Here is a 20,646-nt window from a genome sequence, read left to right as displayed (position 1 = left end):
ATCAATTTCATAATATCCTCCTTCTATATAATTCCCATTCTATAGATTATCTTTTAATAACTTATCTAAAACCTGTTCAACATCCTCAATCTCACATATAGCAAAATCTTTGAGGTTTGAGTATTCACTGTCCAGATCCATGACTCCTCTAAATTTATCATTCAAATCCAAGATTCTCTCACTTCTTTGACCATTTTCCTCTCCCTGATCTGGAACCACAATCAAAAGAAGGAATTTAGAATCCTTGCTATTCAATTCATACTCCTTTTGTCCATCTTTTTTGTTGATAATCATGTTTCGTGCTATCATGCACACTGGAATTGGTCCCACAAGTTTTTTAGGTGTGGGTTTTTTAGGAATTGCTTCAACAACCATTACCAATTTTTCACCGTCAAAAACTGCCATAGTTGGATTTGATATTTTATATCTATTCATTTCTCCAGGGATTAATTCTGGTTCATCAAATAAGACTATTCTACCTACTCCATCTTTACCCTTTAAATAAATTGTTTCTGTTTTAAATGCCTTTGATACTGCCCCATATACCTGGTTGATAAATTCTTCATCCTTCACCACTTGTACCACCAATCCATTTTTTTATTTCAAATTATAAAAAATATTAAGTAGTTAATAATAAACTAGTTTTATGAATAAATGTTTGTTTTAATTTCAGGAGGCATTTCATGTCAGAAGAATCCATTGAGAACAGAGCCGAACCTAAAAACTGGAAAAATCCTAAACATCCACAATATCCTAATCTCAAGAATATGGATGCTCTGCTGGAATATTTACCCTACTTCAACAACCCAGAGAACAATTTTTATGGGATAATCCCTAATCTTAACCAGTTACCATTTTACAATTATTCTGAAGAAGTTATAACTTTTTACAAGGCCCTTTACCATGAAAATATGATTCAAACGTTTAAAAGGTCTGAATGGGATGATGAAACACGCAGATATTTCAATGATCCTGAATTGATAGGCCGTGCAGATCTCGTAACACTTCAAAAACTGTTCACCACCATAGTAAGGGCAAATAGATCCTTGGAAGGTTTAATTGCAGAGATGATCGACCGTCAAATATTCTTGAAGCTCCTGATGCGTTTAAAGGAAATTAAAGAAAGCATGGTCGACAGAACCAGGGGAAGTATCATTGGACTGGCAGTGGGAGATGCTCTGGGAGTTCCACTGGAATTTAAACCACCAAAAACCTTCCAGCCCGTGGATGATATGATTGGCGGCGGTACATTCGGCCTGAAACCCGGTGAATGGACTGATGACACCTCAATGGCGTTGTGTTCAGCTGAAAGCTTGATTGAAAAGGAAGGGTTCGACCCGGTTGACCAGCTTGAAAAATTTTTGTCATGGTACAGGGAAGGTCATCTAAGTGTTAATGGAACATGCTTTGACATAGGCAACACCACAAGGGAATCCTTAAACAGGTTTGAAAAGACCCATGAACCATATCCCGGAGCGGACCATGAAAGATCCGCTGGAAACGGTTCAATAATGCGTTTGGCACCTGTTCCACTTTTTTATTTTTCAGATCCAGTTTTGGCCATTGAAACATCAGCAGAAAGCTCCAGAACAACTCACGCCCATGTTTTAACTGTTGACGCCTGCAGGTACATGGCAGGACTGATAATAGGCTGTTTGATTGGAGAATCCAAGGAGAAAATACTTTCAAAAAGGTACTCTCCTGTAGATGGGTACTGGAAAGAGAACAAGCTGGCCCCAGAGATTGATGAGGTTGCCTGCGGTTCATTTAAAGATAAAAATCCTCCAGAAATTAAAGGCAGGGGATTTGTAGTTAAATCGTTAGAAGCAGCTCTCTGGGCTTTTTATAACGGTGAAAACTTTGAAGAGGGATGTTTAATGGCTGTTAATTTAGGGGACGATGCAGATACCACAGGTGCAATATACGGGCAGATTGCTGGAGCGTATTATGGTGAAAGTGGGATTCATGGTGAAAGTGGGATTCCAGATAGGTGGCAGGATAAACTGGTCAAGTTTGATGTGATAGATTCCATATTAAACGATCTGATAAGGGTTCAAACATCAATTGAGCTTCCTTGATTCCACATTTCAAAGATCAAATAACAATTCAAACATCACCTAAATTTGAACTTCCTTGATTCCACATTTCAAAGATCTGATAACGGTTCAAACATCACTAGTTTATTTCAGATTTCAAAAAGGTCTGATAACAGTCCAAACATCACAAAATAATAAAGATTAAATAAATTAATAATACAACTTGTATTAATACAACGTGTAAATAGTAGTTTAAGGATTAAATTGATCTAACCTGTTTCATCTTGAGGGTTTTATTTATTAGGGGGATTTATAAAAATGGTGAAGTTTTTACACACTGCAGACTGGCACTTAGGAATAAAATATGCCCAGCTCGGGCCAAAAGCTGATATAGCACGCAAAATTCGGATGGAAACCATAAAAAGACTCCTGGAAACTGCCAGAGAAAGGAACGTTGATTTTATTCTGGTGGCCGGGGATCTATTCGACAGCAACGATGTTGACTCAAAGATAATCCATGAAGTATGCAGTGACCTGTCCGGGACCTACCTGCCAGTTTACATACTTCCTGGAAACCACGACCCCCTCACCCGGGACTCACCCTACAACAACCCTATCTGGGATGCTGCAGAAAACATCCACATACTCAAAGAGGCCGAACCTTTGGATATTCAGGATAATGTTACACTGTACCCCTGCCCTGTAAACCAGAAGCAGTCACAGAGCGACCCCACAGAATGGATAAATCCCGAAAATAACCATATTTCAATTGGACTGGCCCATGGAAACCTGCAGATACCAGGATTTACAGATGAATCCAACTTCCCAATAAACCCCAGGAGGGCAGATATTTCAAATCTGGATTACCTGGCACTTGGGGAATGGCACTCATTTTTCCAGTACGAGAAATGCACAGTCTATCCTGGAACCCCTGAAACCACCAAGTTCGGGGAGAACACCAGCGGCAACGTGGTCTTTGTAGACATTGAAAGATCAGAAGATCTCAATATTGAAGCTGTAAAAACAATCAAAACAGTAACCCCCAACATAGACTCTGTTAAAGCCAATGGACCAACAAACCTAACCATCGAACCTGTAAAAGTGGGCAAACTGAACTGGGAAACAATGAACGTAAACATCACCAGCCTGGAAGATGTTGAAAACCTGGAAAATACCCTAAAAACAACATTAAATCCTGATTACACAATTTTAAACCTGAAACTCAAGGGTGTGGTTGGACAGGATGCCTTTGATTACCTGGAACATTTGAATGTGAAGGATTTGTTCTTTTTTAACCTGAAAACAGATGAACTTTACCTGAAACCCAACATGCTGGAATTTAAGGCCATGATACCCGAAGGTTCCTATGTTCCAAGAACATTCAAGGCATTGATGGCCCTTATGAAGTATGACCCCATGACACAGGAACTTTCAAGCATCTCACCTGAAGATGCTGAGGAGATCTTCAAGGATATAAAGGACGTGGATAGCATACAAAATGCAAGCCCCGAAGTCCTGAAAAGAGCTTCACTAATGTTGTACCAGATGGTTAAGGCGGTTTCACAATGATACTTGAAAGTATAAGCCTTGAAAACTGGAAAAAGTTCAGAAACCCCGTGGAAATCCAGTTCAAAGACGGTTTAAATGTTGTATACGGCCCAAATGAAAGCGGTAAAACCACCCTCATGGATTCTTTGAGAACAACACTCTTCTCCAAACACTCAAGCAAAGCAAAAAACATTAAATCAATAGTACCCTGGAGTTCCCAGCTTGCACCTCAAGCCAGAATAACCTTCCGAAACAATGGAGACAGATACAGGATAACCAAAACATTCATACAACCAAAAAGCATCCTTGAAAAGTGGAACAACAACTGGGAGAAGATTTCAGAAGGCGACCTTGCAGATAAAGCCGTGACAAAAATAGTTGGGGGAGAGCTGCCCCGCACAGGCGATACAAAGTCCCAAAATTGGGGAATAGGCCAGTGCCTCTGGATGGTGCAGGGCGAGCCCATAATATCCGACGAACTCAACGATGAAACATTCACATCCCTGCAGTCCATGATAGGTGCATCCATAGAATCAGAAGAGGAAAAAAAGATATACCAATCCATAAAGGACAGGTTCTCAGAGTTTTACACCAAAACCAAAAAACAGAAAAAAGGCTCCAAACTGGTGGAGTTAAACACTGAAATAGAAGATATCAACGAAAATATCAGACAATCAAAGGAAAAACTGATTGAAAAGGATGACCTGATGCGCAAACTGGAGGACAACGAGTTTTTAACGGGTAAAAAGAAACTCAGCTTAAACGAAGCCAAGGACCACCTCTCAAACCTTCAGAAGATCATTGAAGAAGCTCAAAATCATAAAATAGAAAGGGAAAACCTACAAAGAGAAGTTGAAAACCTCAACACAAGGTACATTTCCATCAAAGGGAAAATTGATGAGATCACCCAGATAACAGACCAGATCAACAAAGTGAACCTGGAAAATGATTCCCTAACTGAAGACAAGAAACTACAGGAATCAAATTTAAGAAAAGTTGAAGGTGAAATAGAAGGTGTTAAAGAAGAGATTAAACATCTCAAGTGCAGTATGGAGGATCTTTCCCAGGAGAAAACAGCAGCCAGCATAGCCCATACAACTGTTATGAGGGAGATACAGCTTGAGGATAAAAGATCCAGACTCCAGGATTTAAGGTCGTTGAACCAGGAACTGGAATCCAAAGAAGATGCGCACAGATCCATCAAAGCACCTTCCAGATCCCAGTTAAATGAAATTGAAACTTTAATAAACTGTATCCGAGATACCAGAACCAAACTGGATGCCATAGGATTGAACATCCGGGCTTCTGGTGAATTTAAAGGTTCCATCTACCTTGACGGGGAAAGATCTGAATTAGAAAACAATAACTGGACGGCACACCAGTCTGTTAAAATAGAGCTGGATCAGGGTACCATTGATATCAAAAGTGGAAATGAAAATGTTAAACTTTTGAAGTCTGAATTGGAGAAGATGGAAACAGAACTCACACGTTTAACTGCACCTTATGGTGAAAAGGAGTTAGAACCCCTCAGGGAACTTTTAAATACTAAAAATAGTTTAGAAAAGGGAATTGAACGTATTAACGCAGATTTAACTAAAAAATCTGAAGTTGGTATGGATTCCCTCATAGGAGAAGTTGCAGAACTTGAAGGTAAAATTGAACGCAACTGGGCTATGATACCTGATGATTCTCCCTTCAAAAACTGCAAGGACAGGGACAAAAATTCTGTCGTTGAAATACTCTCAGGAAAGATACACGAAATCGAAGAGAATGAAAGAAACCTTAAAAATAATGAAAGCAAACTTGACGCTAACATGCAGGCACTTCAAGATCAACACGTAAACATTGATAAGTGTATATCTCGCGATGAAACTGGAATAAAAAGCAACGATCAGTTCATTGAAAGATCAAATGAACGTTTGAGAAATTTGCAAAAAGATGGGATTACAGTCGAGGCAATGGAAGTTGAACAGAACCAGATTTCCCTGGAACTAGAGAAAAAGGGAAGGGTCCTGAAGATGTACCAGGATGAGGTACTGGAAAAAGAAGAGGGACCCATCAAAGATTATGATACCTACGAGACTCAGGTTAAAAGATTAACAGAGGATCTGAGAGAAATGGAATTGTCCCACGTCAGGATGGAAACCGACCTCAAAAATATCAGGGGACTTGACCTGAATACACTTGAAGAATCTTTAAAGTACAAAGAAAAAACAATGAAAGACCTGAAAAGAGATGCAGATGCTGTTGAACTCCTTTACGATCTCACAAGACACTACAAGGAAAACACCATCGTCTCACTTACAGACCCAATCAAGAGGATCGTGACCGACGATCTCACGAAGCTTCTGGGTCCCAGGTACTCTTTAGAATTTGACAATAAAATGAAGCCGTGTTCTGTGACACCTGAAGGTCGTGATGATGAAGCTCTACTGGATTCACTTTCTTTTGGTACTCAAGAACAGGTCTGGTGCATATTCAGACTGGCTTTAGGCAGACTTTTAAGTAAAGAAGACAAACAGCTGGTGGTGCTGGACGATCCCTTGGTCAACACAGACCCTTTGAGAATGCACCATGCCCTGGAAATACTGTCTGAAAGTGCAAGGGATCTTCAGGTGGTTGTGGTAACCTGCGACGTGGATAAGTACAACTCTCTTAAGGATGCTGCTTTCATATCCATGGAGAATCTTTGATTAACGCAAACACATTCAAAGGAAATAAAATCAGTCGTTTATTTCTTTTATTGCTTTTTTAATTATTTTAAGGAGATTTCCAGCATTTCTATGGATCTATTAAACCAGATTTCGTTAATTAACAATTACAAAACGTATTCATTAATTACCAATTACAAAAGTATCCAGAAGTATTTTTATTCATTAACTATCAAATAACCTAGTTTAAGTAGATCTAATAAAAAAAATAAGAAATTATAGATTGATTTATTCAGGCATTAACACGGCATCTATCATATGGCATACCCCGTTGGTGCACATGATGTCCAGTTTGATAACATTGGCCTTGCCTACCCTAAAACCCTTACGAGTATTAATTTGTACTTCTCCGCCTTGAAGGGTTTTTGCAGATTTCATATTCTTGAGATCCTCTGCTTTATAAATGCCTGGAATCACATGATATGTGAGAACTGCAGTCAATTTTTCCTTGTCATTGAGGAGCTCTTCAACAGCACCTTCAGGCAGTTTAGCGAAAGCATAATCGTTTGGAGCGAAGACTGTGAATGGACCATCATTACTTAATGTTTCAACAAGCCCCGCAGCCTCAACTGCAGCCATTAACTTATTAAACTTCCCCATTTCTATGCCTGTCTCAACTATATTTTTCATTTAATTCAACCTCCATGTAATCTCAAAAAAAGGTAACCTGAAATATTTTATTTCATAATATTTGTCTTCATATGTTACTATGTACCCAAGACACATAAAATGTTTGACAATAATCAGATAGAATAAAATAAACTTAAACAGATTCCAAATTATTTAAATAATAAACTTTGAACTGGTTTTTAAAAGAAACCCCCGATACATTATGTTTGCAGGAGTTAAATCTAGAGTGTGCAAGGTTAACTGCACCCTACATGTTAAGGAACTTGAACATCACAGAAACTTTTAATTATTTATACTTTTTTAAGTTACCATTTAATCCAGCTCAAAATGAAAATCATTTTACTGGTATTTCCAGAATTCCCTGTTCATATTTCTGATGTATATGGTTTTTATGAACTTTAAAATTACATTTACTACATTTAATGACGTCTTTAGTTTTGGTGGGTACCATAACGCCTTTATCTTTTGTGTGGATTAACTCACTCATATCTTATCCCTACTTTTATTTTTGTTAGAAACGAAAGCTTTTATTCGTCAAAACAGAAGCTTTTATTCATTAACTGATTTATTGCTAAAACCAGCCCTGTTTTTAACATTCAATTCAAAATTTCGAAAATCAATTTCAAAGATTTATTTAATAAATATTCAAATCAAAAAAATTTCTTTATTCATCTATAATATCAAATAATATAAGCCCTTCTCTAAACCTATAAAAAATTCCAATAAAAAAAATTAATTTTTATTATAATGTCCTTAATTTTTTATTATAATGCCACTACTCTGGCAGTAGTACTGCATCTATCATATGGCACACTCCATTGGTGCACATGATGTCCGGTTGGATAATATTAGCCCTACCTACCATAAAACCCTTTGCAGTATGGATCCTTACTTCCCTGCCCTGGAGGGTTTTTGCAGATTTCATTTTAATGACGTCTGATGCCGGATACCTGCCTGGAATCACATGATATGTAAGAACTTCTGTTAATTTTTCCTTGTCTTTGAGGAGTCCTTCCACGGTTCCTTCAGGTAATTTAGCGAAAGCATCGTCGTTTGGAGCAAACACTGTGAATGGGCCTTCACTACTTAATGTTTCAACAAGTCCCGCGGCCTTAACCGCAGCCACCAATGTATTAAACTGCCCCATTTCTATACCGGTCTCTACTATGTTTTTCATAACTTCAACCCCCAATTTAATCCAAAAAAAAGTAACCTGAAATAATATATTTCATAATTATCTATACTCCACATGTTACTATGTACCACATAATACTTAAAATATTTGAAATATTTTTAGAAAATATGAATTTACATTAAACAAATCTTAATCTATTTATCTCCTATCGAAACAAATTTATCCAAATGCTTGTTCACTTTATCATATAAATCTTGGAATTGAAGTTTATATTACATTAAAAAATCATTATCTATTTAAATGGGAATAATAAACCAGTAATATTAAACTTTAACTAAGTATTGGTCGTCATGGAACAAAATAAGGATCAGCCTCATGTAAGTAAAAATATTTGAAGGACAACTCTATGAAAAAAAAGTTAAAACTCTTTATTACTACAGCAATAACATTCATGAAAGAAAAAAAGCCAGAATCATCTATTGATTCATCCATAACACCAACATTGAAACGTTTTGCCGAGATGTTCATAATAGTTTTAATCCTCCTGGATATTATTTTACTTACCATCATAACATTCATTCCTGTAAGTCCTGAAATTTATACATTGATTGTTTATTTTGATTTAATTGTAGTGTTAATCATAATACCTGATTTTATTAACAAACTCTTGAAATCAAAAGATAAAAAAGAATTTCTAAAAGCTAACTGGACTGACATTATTGGAATGGTTCCAGAGATCCTTGCACCACAGGTAGGATTTTTGTTTCGATATTTCAGATTAATACGGATTGTTTCACTTTTCAAAAAGGAGATTGCACATGCATTTGAATTTTTACATAAAACACGGATAGATTATGGATTTTTTATAGTAATATTAATACTATTTTCAGGATCGATGGCTCTTTTTTTAGTTGAGAAAGGTGTAAATAGTAACATTCACAGTTTAACTGATGCTCTATGGTTCACATTAGTTACCATAACAACAGTGGGCTACGGTGACATATCACCAAAAACTGATATAGGTAAAGTTATAGCAGCCATAATAATGTTCACTGGAATAGGATTTATGGGCTTTCTTACAGCCACAATAACTTCAAAGTTAGTTGAACGCTCTGAAGAGGAAGAAGAAAAAACTATTCATGATAAACTGGATAAATTACAGTTAGAAATGGATGAACTGAAAGAACTGATTAAAGGTAAATGAAGGTCGCTTCAACACATAAATATCAGCGCTCAACCTTTAACTGCTCCTTAATCCAACTACAATTTGAAGTTAAATCCCTTTAAGTATCCCCAAACCCATTATTAATAATAAATAACTTTAAATAATCAGAATATAAATAGATTATCTCTAGGCGGGGTTACCCGAGCGGCCAAAGGGGGCAGGCTCAAGACCTGCTGGCGTAGGCCTACCAGGGTTCGAGTCCCTGACCCCGCACTTGAACTTTTTTTCATGATACTGAATCTTTTCTATGTCAATTTAAATAAATTTTAGAAAGAAATACAAGGAATATTTTTGATAACACAAAAAATATTTTCTAAAGATAAAAAATAGCTCTTAAAAAGTCTTTAAGATTTTAAAGATGCAATGAAATTTTGCAGAAAGTCATCAATGTCAGTTATATCCTCTCTTATTATATCATAAACCAGTTCATCATCCACTTCCCAGTATATATGTACCAATCTATTTCTGAACTTTGCCATTTCTATCAATCTTTCTGTTAAGGTTAAAGGTATAATCTCAGCTTCAGCCATTACTCTAAATGTATCAGAGTAGCTTTCAGGTATTCTAAAGCTATTTTGTGAGATAATATGATTAGATAAATCAATAATAGCTTCTATTGAAACTATGAGGTAATATTTGGCACCAGCAATTAAATAATGTTTTTTCAGAAATTCTTCCTTAGAAATATCTGAAATCTCCCTTAGTCCTTCCAGAGATTTAAGTACCTCTGAGGACAGCTTAGCAACCCTATCTTCATCAAATTTCAAGGCCAAAAACCTCTTTCATGTATCGTTTTCTGTAAAAATTAAAATCATGATACTCGTTCATAGTTAAAGACTCAAAATCACTTCTTAAACCTTCATCCTGGGTTATCAAAAGCTTTCCATCCTTTAAGACCTTGAATTTGAAGGATAATGGTGAATAATTCAGAATTCTAACATCTGCTGGAAAACTTAAATGTTCATCCAGCTCCCTCTCCAAAGCCAGTTCAAAGTGAAATGCTTCCTTCCTTCCAATGTCTTGGTCAACATAAATGGCCAGGTCAACATCCCTGAAAAGGTTTTGCAGAAAGGATCCATGAAGGTATGCAAAGAGAATTTCCTTTTTTCCCATTAAAACAGATTGAATAGAATCCAGTATATTCTTCCTTTGAACATCTGTAATTTCATATCGTTTAATGCTCTGCATATCCAACACCATTTCCAATTTTACTTTACTTATATTTAGCATCCTTGGATTAATAAAATTTCTTATTTAAACCAACACCTTATTTTTAAATCCTCCTTTTCCAGTTAAAAACCATCCAAAAATCATTACCTATTTAAATTGGAATAATAAACCAGTTAATATTAAAACTGCAACTACATGGGTTTGTCCAGTTCATGGAGAGGTTGAACCTTCTTATCTTGTAGTTTCAAAACATTTAAAAAAATATGATTACAATGTTAACCTGGTCAAAATTCCAAAAAATAGTCATAGAAAACCTCAACCGTGATATCAGGGAGGACAAAAACCCTGATCAAAACAGGGCAATCTCAGCCAATAAAAATGAATCTCAGTTCATAGTTGCAGGTCCAGGTTCCGGGAAAACCACGGTTATGGTGTTGAAGATCCTTAAATTCATCTACGTGGACGACGTCAATCCCGGAAGCATCCTTGCAACAACTTTCACAAGAAAGGCAGCTGCAGAACTTCGATCAAGGATTTTAAGCTGGGGCGACCAGATAAGACAGAGGCTCCTTGAGGATCCAGAATATAAATCATTTAAAACCCGCCTTCAAAGACTTGATTTTAACCAGATAATAACCGGGACCCTTGACAGCATCTCCGAGGATATTTTAAGAAATCACAGGGACCCTGGTTCTCCTCCGCCTGTTGTTATTGAGGATTTTGTTGCAAACGCCCTGATGATGAGGGTGGGGCTTTTTAAGGAGGAAAGGCACCACAACGAAGATTTGAAGGATTTCTTGATAGGTCTTCGAGGGACAAAATTCGGTTTTAACACCAACGAGATGAGCAAAAATCTCCTGGAAATCAAAGACCGTGTTTACTACGATCAGGTCCGTTGGGAAGAGTTTCAAAAAGAAAACAAACATCCTGGGGCTCAAATTGCCTGTGATGCAATTAACGATTACGTGCATGAACTGCAAGAAAGACTTCTTTTTGACTTTGCAATTTTAGAGGCGGATTTTCTGGATAAGTTAAGGGATAAGAAACTGGAAAGTTTTCTTCAGGAACTTAAACTGGTTCTTGTGGACGAGTACCAGGACACCAATCTGCTGCAGGAGCAGATATACTTCGAACTTGCACGCTCTGCAATAAATAACGGTGGCAGTTTCACCGTGGTTGGGGACGATGACCAGTCACTTTACAGGTTCAGGGGAGCAACCGTGGATCTTTTCACCAACTTCAAGGATAGAACAGTTCAGCACCTCCAGATAGAACCTGAACTCATCAACCTTTCCAGAAACTACCGTTCCACAGAATCAATAGTCAATTTCTGCAACAGGTTCGCCCTTCTGGACAATGAATTCCAGGAGGCAAGGGTTGAGGGCAAACCTCCAATAGAACCTGCAAGAATGCCAGAATTTACTGATTTTCCAGTGCTCGGCATGTTCAGGGATGATGTTGAAACCCTGGCAGAGGACCTTTCCAGATTCATCCACCAGGTGATCTACGATGGATTCCACTTCACTTTCAAAAACAAAGAGTTTGAGGTGAGGGCAGATCCAGAGGATGGTTCCCCAACTGATGTGTCCATACTTTTAAGCTCACCTCTGGAGATCACAGCTTTTAAAAAGAAAAGACTGCCATTTTATCTGAGAGAAGACCTTGGAAATCTCAACCCCCCAATTGATGTGTTCAACCCCCGCGGACAGAATCTGGAGAGAACAGATGATGCCGGAGTATTCTGCGGCCTTTTACTTGAATGTATAGACCCACAATGCCAGGTTCAGGATTCCATAGAAAAGCTCCCAAAAACTGCAGTCCACCGATTAAATTCATGGAGGGAAACTGCCCAGATGTACGTGGAAACAGAGCCCGAACCTCGATCACCTATCTCTCTTGGAGAGTTTGTTGCAGCATGGCAGTCCCGTACTCCACTTGGCCGTAAAAAGTGGAAAAGAGATGTACCACTTTTGGATTTAGCCTACAAACTTGTGACATGGATACCATCCATGCAGGACGATGTTGAGGGACTGGTGTACCTTGAGGCCATAACCCGGACCATTGCACAGACCGCCCTTTTCAGCAGTTTTGGAGGGGACATGATCTTCGATGAGGATGTAGAACTGGAATTATCTTCAATTAAGGAGCTTTTCTGGAATGTTTTCACACCCCTAGCCACAGGGGCGATAGACGTTGATGAAAACCTTTTAGAAACACTTCCAGACAACAGGATCAACATCATGTCAATACACCAGTCCAAGGGACTGGAATTTCCAGTGGTGATAGTGGATGTGGGTTCAGATTTCAGGACAAACCATCATAAAAATGCATTTAAACGCTTCCCAGAAGAAGGTGGGAAATCCTGCAACCTTGAAGATGAGCTGAGGGCATGCTCCCCACTGGAGAGTCCCAACCGCTCAGGCCAGGATCGGGCTTTCGACGACCTCATAAGACAGTACTTCGTGGCCTTCAGCAGACCCCAGGATGTGCTTCTGCTTGTGGGAATCAACCCTGTTAAAGGAGGTTATGAAACCAAACATGATCACCACGAAATTCCAAACGTGGCCACAGGATGGTCCCGGGATGGTTCATGGCACTGGCCCGGTCTTGAAAACTTGAAGCAAATATAACAGGCCTTAAATCTTAAAAATGTTCATTAAATAGGATTAAAACTTGAAAAGGATTAAAAGGAGAGTAGTAGTAATATAAATTTGAACCTGAAAAAAGTACAATTGAAGTTTAAAACTTGAAACAAATCGAGAATTTAATATTTTCATATAGCAGTATAAAAGAAATTAAAATTTTTCGTAAAAAGGTGACAATAAATGGCACTTTCAGTTAGATCTAAACCCTACATCATCCCTGAGTACAGTCTCACAGGAGACCTTCTTTCTTACCTTACCTGCGGCCTGCAGTACCGCTACCAGAACAAAGGAACTCTACCTCCAGCCATGCCAATACAGTTATGGTTCGGTGACTTTATTCACGGAGTTATGGAGGAGGCGTACCTGCGCTGGGATGAACATGATTGGAAGGATTTCCCATGGGATTGGGAAACCCAGATAAGAGATATTGAACTTGAAATAGATAAAAGAATGCGTTCAAGAGGATTGCAACCTCCTGCCAATCTTTTCTGTCCTTTCAAAGCTGAGGATGAAAATCAGGGCCTCTGCCCTGACCACAACCATCCTCATAAACTGGTTGCAAGCATAAGGGCAGAAGCAGCTATAAACACCTGGGGACCACACCTATTTCCATTAATAGACGATTCTGAGGTAAAGCTTAAGGGCATAAGGGACATGCCGCACTACCAGAAGGGTACAAGCCGGTCAAACTACTATGGAATCACCGGAATAATCGATGTTTTAAGCTCTGTTAAACTTGATGAAGCCTCAGATAAAAATTTGATAATTAAATACCTGCACCAGAACCCTGTTTTCCAGTACAAACTTGAAAATCTTGAAAAACCTGAATATGAGATAATAGTGGATTACAAAGGTATGCAGAGACCTCCAATAAATTCTCCCTCATGGCAACACCACCAATGGCAGGTTTTAACCTACTCCTGGTTAAGGTCCATGCAGCCAGAATCCAGCGAAGTTCTGGTGGGAATCCTTTTCTACCTCAACGAACTCTCACTTTTCAAGGACGATATCCAGGAACTTAAAAGAGATGTTGAGGAGGGTAAAACAGATATTAAACCCTACGCTGATGATCTGGAGAATATATTGAGATGGAACGATCAATCTGAACCTCCTGCACTTTCAAATTCCCTTAAAAAACTGCGCTCAATAAGGATAATTCCTGTTGATTACGATAACCAGAAAAAATCCCTGAGTGAATTTGATACAGTTGTGGATGATATTGAAGGCAGCATAATCAAGGAGGTTAAGGGTTGTGGAATCCAGTCTTCATGGAAGATAAATCCTGAAAAAAGAACCTGTGATGCCTGCGACTTCAGAACGTTTTGTAAGGAGAGTAAAACCGGTAAGATTTATCCTACGGTGCCTTGAAAATTGTAAAGATAGTTTGATTATAACTCACAAAAGGAAAAGGAATGTTATGTGTTTAAGGGCAATTACTGAAATATTTGGCGGAGCTTTAGGCTTGTTTCTTATTGTAGTGTTAGGTGTTGTAGTTTTAATGGTAATTGGGGTATTGATCTTCGATTTGATCATGGTTATTTTAGCAGTTATTACATGGATCGTGGTTTACGTCTTATGTAACCCTCTTTTCTGGATCTTACTACTAATAACTTTAGTGGTTCTAATCTTGGCACAGAAAAATAATTAAGATTACTTTCTGCTTTTAAATTGTGTTACTGGAAACTATGGGTGAAATTAACACAATAAACTTGCCAGGGATAGAAACTTAATAACACAGATTATTATAGAAAATTTTAAGCCCAAAAAGAATAGAAAATGTCATGGAGGGGTATTGTGTGGATAATAAAGGGATAGTTGGTTTTACAGGAGCATTCAGGAAGAGTGTTGTAGATATACCTGAAGGTTCCAAAGTAGTGTTTACAGGTTCAGCAGATGTATGCACGCCTTTTATTGAACTGCTTTCTTACAGTATCAGGGATAAAGGTTTTGATATGGTTTATGTTCCGAATGCAGATACAACTGAAGCAAGGAAGATAAAAAAACAGGAAAATATCGGAATCAGTGTGGTTGATGAAATGGCTGACCCTGAAGATCCTGCAGTTGTTGTGGTACTTGGTGGTCTTGCCATGCCCAAGTTTGGATGTCCTCCTGAAGATGTTGTGGACATGATCCATAAGATTTCAGAGGAAACCCCCAGAATCATTGGTGTCTGTTTCATGGGCATCTTCAAAAAGAGTGGATGGGATAAAAAAATACCCTTTGACACCATAATCGATACCAATATGGAAACCAATGTTGAATAAGTTTCATTCCAATTCTTTTTTTAGATCTTTAAGATTTTTTTTATATACCAGTGCAAATCTAACATTAAAGCCGTTTAAAGAAACTGTGTAGAATTTGAATTAAAAAATTAAGATAAATAAAAAAAATAAGTGAATTTAAACTCAACTTCATTTACGAAACTCTTATCATCCCAATAACATGAGTTAAAACTTCATAGAACTTTTCAAGCTGGTTTTTATTTAGATTATCATTTATATCCAATCTATAACCATCTGAAACTTTTACAGCAACACCATCCATTCCTTTAGCATACTCATCTACAATTGATTTTCCATCTGGAACTTTACTGGATATACTGCCAAATATTACGAATAAAACCTGTTTAAATGCACTCAAATTGCAGTACCCTCTGAGAACAGTCACATTGTTTCCATTCAGATCAACATTCAAAGAGAAGCTTTTTGTGCCCCAAATAACTTTAAGATCATTTTTTCTGGAAAATTCAAATAATCCTTTGAAGAAATCTTTTCCAGCATCATCAAGGTTTTCAAAAAATATTCTCTCATCAAGCTTTTTTGAAATGTTTCTCTTTTTTTGTGCCTCAGCAGTCTGTCCTGTGAGTCTTGGCACCAGTGTTTTAAGTCCCTCACCCACGTACTGTTTAACTTCCACTGCAAATGCTTCTGCAGGGTCCATCTGTTCATTGAGAAACTCAACTATTCTTTTAAGCTCTGGAGGTATACTGTCCGCCAAAAAGATCATCCTGACTTTACCAGCTTGAAGATTCGTTTTAACCTTAAGCCAAAATTCATCGGGATCCCCATCAAACCCAAGTTTATAAGATAAAATATCTCCCATCTCATGACCCGAAAAGTTGGATTCAACACTGCTCATCATCTCTTCAACTTGGAGGTATACAACTGCGTTGGATGCATAATCAAGCATCTGCCCAACTACTTCCCTCCTTATACGGGTGTCGCTACTTCTTTTAACCTCCACGAGGGTTGGAACACCGTCTTGATCTACGAAGAGGTGATCCAAGTAAACAACGTTGGATCCTTCCTCCTCCAAGTATAGTTCCTGTTCTTTTTTAACTAAAAGCCATTTTCTAGGATTTTCTTCATCCATCTGATCCCCTGCAAGTAGATCAGGATAATCTGCAATTAGATCCTGCAGTATAAGTTCTGAGGCGTATTCTCGCTCTTCCATTTTAATCAGTTCGTTCCCATTTTCCAGTAGAAAAATTTTTCCGTTCATGTTGTAACTTCCTATGTTCAATTTAAATTTAGACATGAACATATTTAGTATTATCATAAAAGAAAGATAATGAACATCTATTTTCAATATTTTACTCTGGAATATGTGTTCCAATTTGGATTATTGATTATATGTATTTTAATTTGGATTACATGACATCTATGGGAGAATTCCATTTCACGTCATTATGTAAGATATGAATCAGAAGATTGATGCAAACACAATAACATATAAACTCATTACACATAAATAGTTGAAATATGAAGACGTGGATAGTAAGAGCTGTTGATTGGGGAAACATTCAGCGCGGTCCAACATTTCAAGCAATATTTAATTATTTTTTTTCAGATTCCAACAATTTACCATTACCTGTTGTTTTTGATAGTGCTGGAACCCAAGTAGATGCTATCCTGCGGGATTCAACACCAGTTACAAAGAAACTCGATATCATTGATGCGGGTATAACTTATGATATTCTCAAAGGAGGACACAAACGTTTGGCAGATGATTTCTTGAGTAATTGGTATGGAAAAAGTGATGCACATATCCCCGATAAAGAAAAAAAACGAATAACTCAGTTATATTCTGAGATAAAAACCGATGTCCATTTGCTTCAGATGGGATTCAGAAATGAAGCATTGCTCGATGCAGGGATCCCAGAACAATATTTGCCTGGAATGAGAGTTCCATTCAGGCACGATGAAAATTTGAGGTTGATCATACCTGTCGAAGAAAGCATTGCCCAAAAAGTCGAGGATTATTACCAACCTTTCAAAGATAAAAAACCAATAACAAAAATTTATAGCAATTTAGTAGGTATAAATCCTCTAAAAGATGAGCTAACTGGTGGAATTGAAACTGCAAAAAAACAAGTTAAATATTTTATGGATACACGTGAAAAAGCAATAGATGAAATAATAAGACTGTTCCCCACTGTTTAAAGTTTGTATTGGTGGCCAAATGCTTGAAGATTCTGCACGATCCTTTAATAAGATCTGTTCGAATAGAAACTTGGCTAATATAAGCACTACTGAGAAGTAAACTATGCCGTCCAGTATATGAGTTATCTCTTCTTAACTCCCCTTCCCCTTTTACTTCCAGGTTTTTTGTATTTTGGTTTTGGTCTTGTTCTTTTATTGGTTCCTTTCACTTTTGTCATGTTATTCAACTCCTATTTATTAATTTGATGTTTTTTAACTTTACTTGGTTTAAACTAAGAAATATCCAAGATTTTACAAAAATAAAAAAAGATGAAAATAATTAACGGGAACACCAAGAATTGATGAATAACTACTTCAATGTCTCAGGAACTATTTCTCCTCCTAACTCAAAAATCTCCATTATTCCTGCAATTATCAGGAAAGCACCTATTATTCCGGCTAAAACGAATATATTCCTGAGGTATGTACCAATTATCATGAATAAAATACCCAGCACAACCCCTACAGCACCAATAGATCTTCCTTTGACACCTTTATCAGAAAATAGGGCTGTTAAACCTGTTATTATTATGAAAACTCCCACAACGTAAAGTGCTAAAAATGTCAAAAATTCCAGTCCTTTAATATTCCCAACAAATATCAATCCGTACCCTATTGCAAAAATAGCCAATATTACGTCGGCTATTCCGGCTACCATGTTCTTGCCCCAGATATTGAAGCCTTGAAGCAGTAACCAGATACCCAGGAAAATAATTCCAACACCTACAAGAATACTGAATGTGGCAACACTAACTATTGGGAACAGTATAACTATTAATCCCAGTATTATCGCCAGAATGCCTATAAAAACATTTCTTCCTTCTGCCATTTTAAAACCCCCCACTTAATCCAATTTTTATTACATCCAAAGAATCTTTTATTAAATATCTCTTAAAAATTATAAATAATTATGGTTTTTAAATTGGGCGTTAAAAATAAGTTCAATAACAAAGTGGGCATTATTATCAGCTAAACTGTTCCTACCAAATGAAATCATGTTAAAAATTAATTGATAAATAAAGGCTTATTTGACAAAAGTGCCATTGTTGAGGTCTTCAAGGGCCTGTTCGATCTCTTCATCGGTGTTCATCACAAAGGGACCATAACGTGCAATTGGCTCGTTTAGAGGTTTTCCGGAAATTAAGAGGAACCTGACTGGAACTTGGTCAGCGTAGACTTTGACTAAATCTCCCTCACCAAACACTAAAAGCTGAGTTGACTGAACGGCTGTCCCAGACTCAAGGTCACCAAAAAGCCCTTCTCCAGAAAATACGTAAGCAAAAGCAGAATAACCCTCGGAAACGGGCTGTTCAAAGGAACATCCTGCAGGAAGGAATACGTCCAAATACTCTGGATCAGCGTATATTTCAGTGATAGCACCTTTCACACCATCTACCTCACCTGCGATGACCCTAACAACAACTCCATCCTCACGTTGAATTTCAGGGACCTTTGATGATTTAATCTCCTGGTAACGTGGTGTTGTCATTTTCAACTTGGCTGGAAGGTTTACCCAGAGCTGAAATCCTTCCATTCTCCCATTTTCAGGGGGTTTTGGCATTTCTTCATGAATAATTCCGCTACCTGCAGTCATCCACTGGACATCACCACCGTCAATAGTTCCCGAGTTGCCCAGACTGTCTTTGTGAACAACCTGACCGTTTAACATATACGTCACAGTCTCGATCCCTCTGTGGGGGTGCATGGGAAAGCCTGGAAGATAATCTTCAGGGTTATCCGATCCAAAGTGATCAAAAAGTAGGAATGGGTCAAGGTGATCCAGCCTTTGGGTCGCTATACTCCTGCGCAAGAGTACACCAGCACCTTCCATCACATAAACTGGCTCAATAATGTCTATCACTTTTTGAGGTATGTTCATTTGGTTCATTCTCCTTTAATTCATCTTGATCTGATTCAATAGAAAATATCTTGATCAGATTCATAAAAAAAATTAGATTCATGATTGATAATATTAATTCCAAGATCAACTTGAGAAAATGGCACAATTACAAAAGTATAAAACGAACTTTTTATGTTAAACAACTGTAATAGAAACGTTGTTAGCTTTGCATATCTGTATTATGTAATCTGAAGATAGGAATATACCTGATTCTGTTTTTGATTGTTGTTTAACTATAGAACCATAAATTAAGATTCCCATCACATTATTTTGAGAGTTAAAAACCGGGCCTCCACTATAACCTGAAGCTGTGGGTGCACTTGTTTTATAGTAAACAGTTCCATAGCTGGATATTTCTGATATCAAGGAGCCTGATGTTGATTTTGGCGTTACAGATGATTGGGTTTTTTGATAGTTCCCACTATCATTACCAGGATAACCATATATGCTGACACTTTCACCAATTGTTGGTTTTTGTGAGCTAACAGAAAGTACTGGCAGATTATTGTTAACAGGGTTAACTTTCAGTATGGCAACGTCTTCATCGGTTCCAGGATTTCCAACATCAATCAAGCTGGCGTTGAGTGAGTTTCCACCGTTAACAGATGCAGGAAATTTGACTTTTATAACTTGTTGAGATGATTTTACAGTTAATAAATTTTTTTGACTCAATGTTTCTGTTATTGCACTTATATCCTGTTGATTTGTTTCATAACTATATGAGTTACTACTACTATCACCATTTAGCAGTTTGGTACCCAGTTGAGGGTTAACATTTGATATGTACTCTCTTACTGCAGCCTCTTCCACATAATGGTTTATATCACTGCTATTCATTTTTTTAAGTGTATCTTGATTGTCGAGGGTATCAGGATCAGAAACAACATGAAATGCTGTTACTATATATCCATCCTTAGTCACGGTAACTCCTGAACCAGAGTCCATTGGATCAGAGACAACATTAATATTTATTGTTTTGTTCAAAAACGGATCTGTTAACGTAACCACACCTGAAACTCCATTTTCAATATATACTGTTGAAGCTGCTAATTGGGGAGAATAAGTGGTGTTTTGAGGGGAAAAATAGTAATTGCTTTCAATTAAGTAAACCCCTGAAATTGCTAATGCTACTGCCACAACCATTATTAATATTTTTTTACCCGCG

The 20,646-nt window shown here is 37.5% G+C and carries 18 protein-coding genes and 1 tRNA gene (1 of these 19 running past the window's edge); 9 read left to right on the top strand and 10 right to left on the bottom strand.

From position 1 onward, the window contains the following. Positions 1 to 39: 39 nt before the first annotated feature. Complete coding sequence (locus MSWAN_RS04140; RefSeq protein WP_144011545.1) at positions 40 to 573, bottom strand: hypothetical protein; 534 nt, start codon at positions 571 to 573, stop codon at positions 40 to 42. 110 nt (positions 574 to 683) lie between these two features. On the opposite strand from MSWAN_RS04140, the gene MSWAN_RS04135 reads away from it, so the two are divergent. From MSWAN_RS04135 to MSWAN_RS04125, 3 genes are all read left to right on the top strand, one after another. Then, complete coding sequence (locus MSWAN_RS04135; RefSeq protein WP_013825353.1) at positions 684 to 2,078, top strand: ADP-ribosylglycohydrolase family protein; 1,395 nt, start codon at positions 684 to 686, stop codon at positions 2,076 to 2,078. 276 nt (positions 2,079 to 2,354) lie between these two features. Then, positions 2,355 to 3,605, top strand: coding sequence for a metallophosphoesterase (locus MSWAN_RS04130; RefSeq protein ID WP_013825352.1), 1,251 nt, complete (start codon positions 2,355 to 2,357; stop codon positions 3,603 to 3,605). Next, on the top strand, positions 3,602 to 6,277 hold the full coding sequence (locus MSWAN_RS04125) for an AAA family ATPase (protein ID WP_013825351.1): 2,676 nt from the start codon (positions 3,602 to 3,604) through the stop codon (positions 6,275 to 6,277). Before MSWAN_RS04130 ends, MSWAN_RS04125 begins: the two co-directional genes overlap by 4 nt. Before the next feature lie 246 nt (positions 6,278 to 6,523). On the opposite strand, the gene MSWAN_RS04120 is transcribed toward MSWAN_RS04125, so the two are convergent. The 3 genes from MSWAN_RS04120 to MSWAN_RS04115 all read right to left on the bottom strand — a co-directional run bounded on the left by MSWAN_RS04120 (position 6,524) and on the right by MSWAN_RS04115 (position 8,102). Next, positions 6,524 to 6,925, bottom strand: coding sequence for a fasciclin domain-containing protein (locus MSWAN_RS04120; protein ID WP_013825350.1), 402 nt, complete (start codon positions 6,923 to 6,925; stop codon positions 6,524 to 6,526). A gap of 334 nt (positions 6,926 to 7,259) precedes the next feature. Further along, on the bottom strand, positions 7,260 to 7,412 hold the full coding sequence (locus MSWAN_RS12930) for a hypothetical protein (protein ID WP_013825349.1): 153 nt from the start codon (positions 7,410 to 7,412) through the stop codon (positions 7,260 to 7,262). A gap of 288 nt (positions 7,413 to 7,700) precedes the next feature. Further along, positions 7,701 to 8,102 (bottom strand): fasciclin domain-containing protein, encoded by a 402-nt coding sequence (locus MSWAN_RS04115; protein WP_013825348.1) that lies wholly within the window; start codon positions 8,100 to 8,102, stop codon positions 7,701 to 7,703. A gap of 364 nt (positions 8,103 to 8,466) precedes the next feature. On the opposite strand from MSWAN_RS04115, the gene MSWAN_RS04110 reads away from it, so the two are divergent. Next, on the top strand, positions 8,467 to 9,264 hold the full coding sequence (locus MSWAN_RS04110) for a potassium channel family protein (RefSeq protein WP_013825347.1): 798 nt from the start codon (positions 8,467 to 8,469) through the stop codon (positions 9,262 to 9,264). A gap of 151 nt (positions 9,265 to 9,415) precedes the next feature. After that, a tRNA-Leu gene (locus tag MSWAN_RS04105) sits at positions 9,416 to 9,498 on the top strand. Between the two features lie 131 nt (positions 9,499 to 9,629). Here MSWAN_RS04105 and hepT read toward each other — a convergent pair. Together hepT and mntA are read right to left on the bottom strand one after the other, a co-directional pair. Continuing rightward, positions 9,630 to 10,052 (bottom strand): type VII toxin-antitoxin system HepT family RNase toxin, encoded by a 423-nt coding sequence (hepT, locus tag MSWAN_RS04100; protein WP_013825346.1) that lies wholly within the window; start codon positions 10,050 to 10,052, stop codon positions 9,630 to 9,632. Continuing rightward, positions 10,042 to 10,473 carry a type VII toxin-antitoxin system MntA family adenylyltransferase antitoxin gene (gene mntA / locus MSWAN_RS04095; RefSeq protein WP_144011544.1) on the bottom strand — a complete coding sequence of 144 codons (432 nt, stop codon included), beginning with the start codon at positions 10,471 to 10,473 and terminating at the stop codon, positions 10,042 to 10,044. The genes hepT and mntA overlap by 11 nt, the downstream gene beginning before the upstream one ends. Before the next feature lie 254 nt (positions 10,474 to 10,727). Here mntA and MSWAN_RS04090 point away from each other — a divergent pair, with 254 nt between their 5' ends. From MSWAN_RS04090 to MSWAN_RS04075, 3 genes are all read left to right on the top strand, one after another. Next, a complete protein-coding gene (locus tag MSWAN_RS04090; protein ID WP_013825344.1) occupies positions 10,728 to 13,085 on the top strand; it encodes an ATP-dependent helicase in 2,358 nt (785 codons plus the stop codon). 195 nt (positions 13,086 to 13,280) lie between these two features. Next, on the top strand, positions 13,281 to 14,468 hold the full coding sequence (locus tag MSWAN_RS04085) for a PD-(D/E)XK nuclease family protein (protein WP_013825343.1): 1,188 nt from the start codon (positions 13,281 to 13,283) through the stop codon (positions 14,466 to 14,468). A gap of 428 nt (positions 14,469 to 14,896) precedes the next feature. After that, a complete protein-coding gene (locus tag MSWAN_RS04075) occupies positions 14,897 to 15,364 on the top strand; it encodes a DUF2124 family protein (RefSeq protein ID WP_013825341.1) in 468 nt (155 codons plus the stop codon). A 151-nt stretch (positions 15,365 to 15,515) separates the two neighbouring features. Here MSWAN_RS04075 and MSWAN_RS04070 read toward each other — a convergent pair whose 3' ends face one another. Beyond that, the gene (locus MSWAN_RS04070; RefSeq protein WP_052296840.1) at positions 15,516 to 16,601 is read right to left on the bottom strand and encodes a hypothetical protein; all 1,086 of its coding nucleotides are present in this window, start codon (positions 16,599 to 16,601) and stop codon (positions 15,516 to 15,518) included. Between the two features lie 260 nt (positions 16,602 to 16,861). On the opposite strand from MSWAN_RS04070, the gene MSWAN_RS04065 reads away from it, so the two are divergent. Then, positions 16,862 to 17,542, top strand: a complete 681-nt coding sequence (locus tag MSWAN_RS04065; protein ID WP_013825339.1) for a hypothetical protein — start codon at positions 16,862 to 16,864, stop codon at positions 17,540 to 17,542. Between the two features lie 349 nt (positions 17,543 to 17,891). Here the strand turns inward: MSWAN_RS04065 and MSWAN_RS04060 are convergent, their stop codons facing one another. The 3 genes from MSWAN_RS04060 to MSWAN_RS04050 all read right to left on the bottom strand — a co-directional run. Beyond that, complete coding sequence (locus MSWAN_RS04060; RefSeq protein WP_013825337.1) at positions 17,892 to 18,410, bottom strand: DUF308 domain-containing protein; 519 nt, start codon at positions 18,408 to 18,410, stop codon at positions 17,892 to 17,894. Between the two features lie 195 nt (positions 18,411 to 18,605). Continuing rightward, positions 18,606 to 19,460, bottom strand: a complete 855-nt coding sequence (locus MSWAN_RS04055) for a pirin family protein (RefSeq protein ID WP_013825336.1) — start codon at positions 19,458 to 19,460, stop codon at positions 18,606 to 18,608. A 156-nt stretch (positions 19,461 to 19,616) separates the two neighbouring features. Beyond that, positions 19,617 to 20,646: the 3' portion of a S1 family peptidase gene (locus tag MSWAN_RS04050; protein WP_013825335.1), read on the bottom strand. The gene runs 5 nt beyond the window's last position; the window shows 1,030 of its 1,035 coding nt (coding positions 6–1,035); its start codon lies beyond the right edge, outside the window; it ends in the stop codon at positions 19,617 to 19,619.

Origin of the sequence: Methanobacterium paludis (genome assembly GCF_000214725.1) — an archaeon.
Taxonomy (GTDB): domain Archaea; phylum Methanobacteriota; class Methanobacteria; order Methanobacteriales; family Methanobacteriaceae; genus Methanobacterium_C; species Methanobacterium_C paludis.
This window is presented reverse-complemented; position numbering and strand designations above follow the sequence as displayed.

Excerpts from the sequence above, each read along its gene's own strand:
- MSWAN_RS04135 (WP_013825353.1), top strand. The coding sequence starts at position 684 with ATGTCAGAAGAATCCATTGAGAACAGAGCCGAACCTAAAAACTGGAAA.
- MSWAN_RS04130 (WP_013825352.1), top strand. The coding sequence starts at position 2,355 with ATGGTGAAGTTTTTACACACTGCAGACTGGCACTTAGGAATAAAATAT.
- MSWAN_RS04125 (WP_013825351.1), top strand. The coding sequence starts at position 3,602 with ATGATACTTGAAAGTATAAGCCTTGAAAACTGGAAAAAGTTCAGAAAC.
- MSWAN_RS04120 (WP_013825350.1), bottom strand. The coding sequence starts at position 6,925 with ATGAAAAATATAGTTGAGACAGGCATAGAAATGGGGAAGTTTAATAAG.
- MSWAN_RS12930 (WP_013825349.1), bottom strand. The coding sequence starts at position 7,412 with ATGAGTGAGTTAATCCACACAAAAGATAAAGGCGTTATGGTACCCACC.
- MSWAN_RS04115 (WP_013825348.1), bottom strand. The coding sequence starts at position 8,102 with ATGAAAAACATAGTAGAGACCGGTATAGAAATGGGGCAGTTTAATACA.
- MSWAN_RS04110 (WP_013825347.1), top strand. The coding sequence starts at position 8,467 with ATGAAAAAAAAGTTAAAACTCTTTATTACTACAGCAATAACATTCATG.
- mntA (WP_144011544.1), bottom strand. The coding sequence starts at position 10,473 with ATGCAGAGCATTAAACGATATGAAATTACAGATGTTCAAAGGAAGAAT.
- MSWAN_RS04090 (WP_013825344.1), top strand. The coding sequence starts at position 10,728 with ATGTTAACCTGGTCAAAATTCCAAAAAATAGTCATAGAAAACCTCAAC.
- MSWAN_RS04085 (WP_013825343.1), top strand. The coding sequence starts at position 13,281 with ATGGCACTTTCAGTTAGATCTAAACCCTACATCATCCCTGAGTACAGT.
- MSWAN_RS04070 (WP_052296840.1), bottom strand. The coding sequence starts at position 16,601 with ATGAACGGAAAAATTTTTCTACTGGAAAATGGGAACGAACTGATTAAA.
- MSWAN_RS04065 (WP_013825339.1), top strand. The coding sequence starts at position 16,862 with ATGAAGACGTGGATAGTAAGAGCTGTTGATTGGGGAAACATTCAGCGC.
- MSWAN_RS04060 (WP_013825337.1), bottom strand. The coding sequence starts at position 18,410 with ATGGCAGAAGGAAGAAATGTTTTTATAGGCATTCTGGCGATAATACTG.
- MSWAN_RS04055 (WP_013825336.1), bottom strand. The coding sequence starts at position 19,460 with ATGAACATACCTCAAAAAGTGATAGACATTATTGAGCCAGTTTATGTG.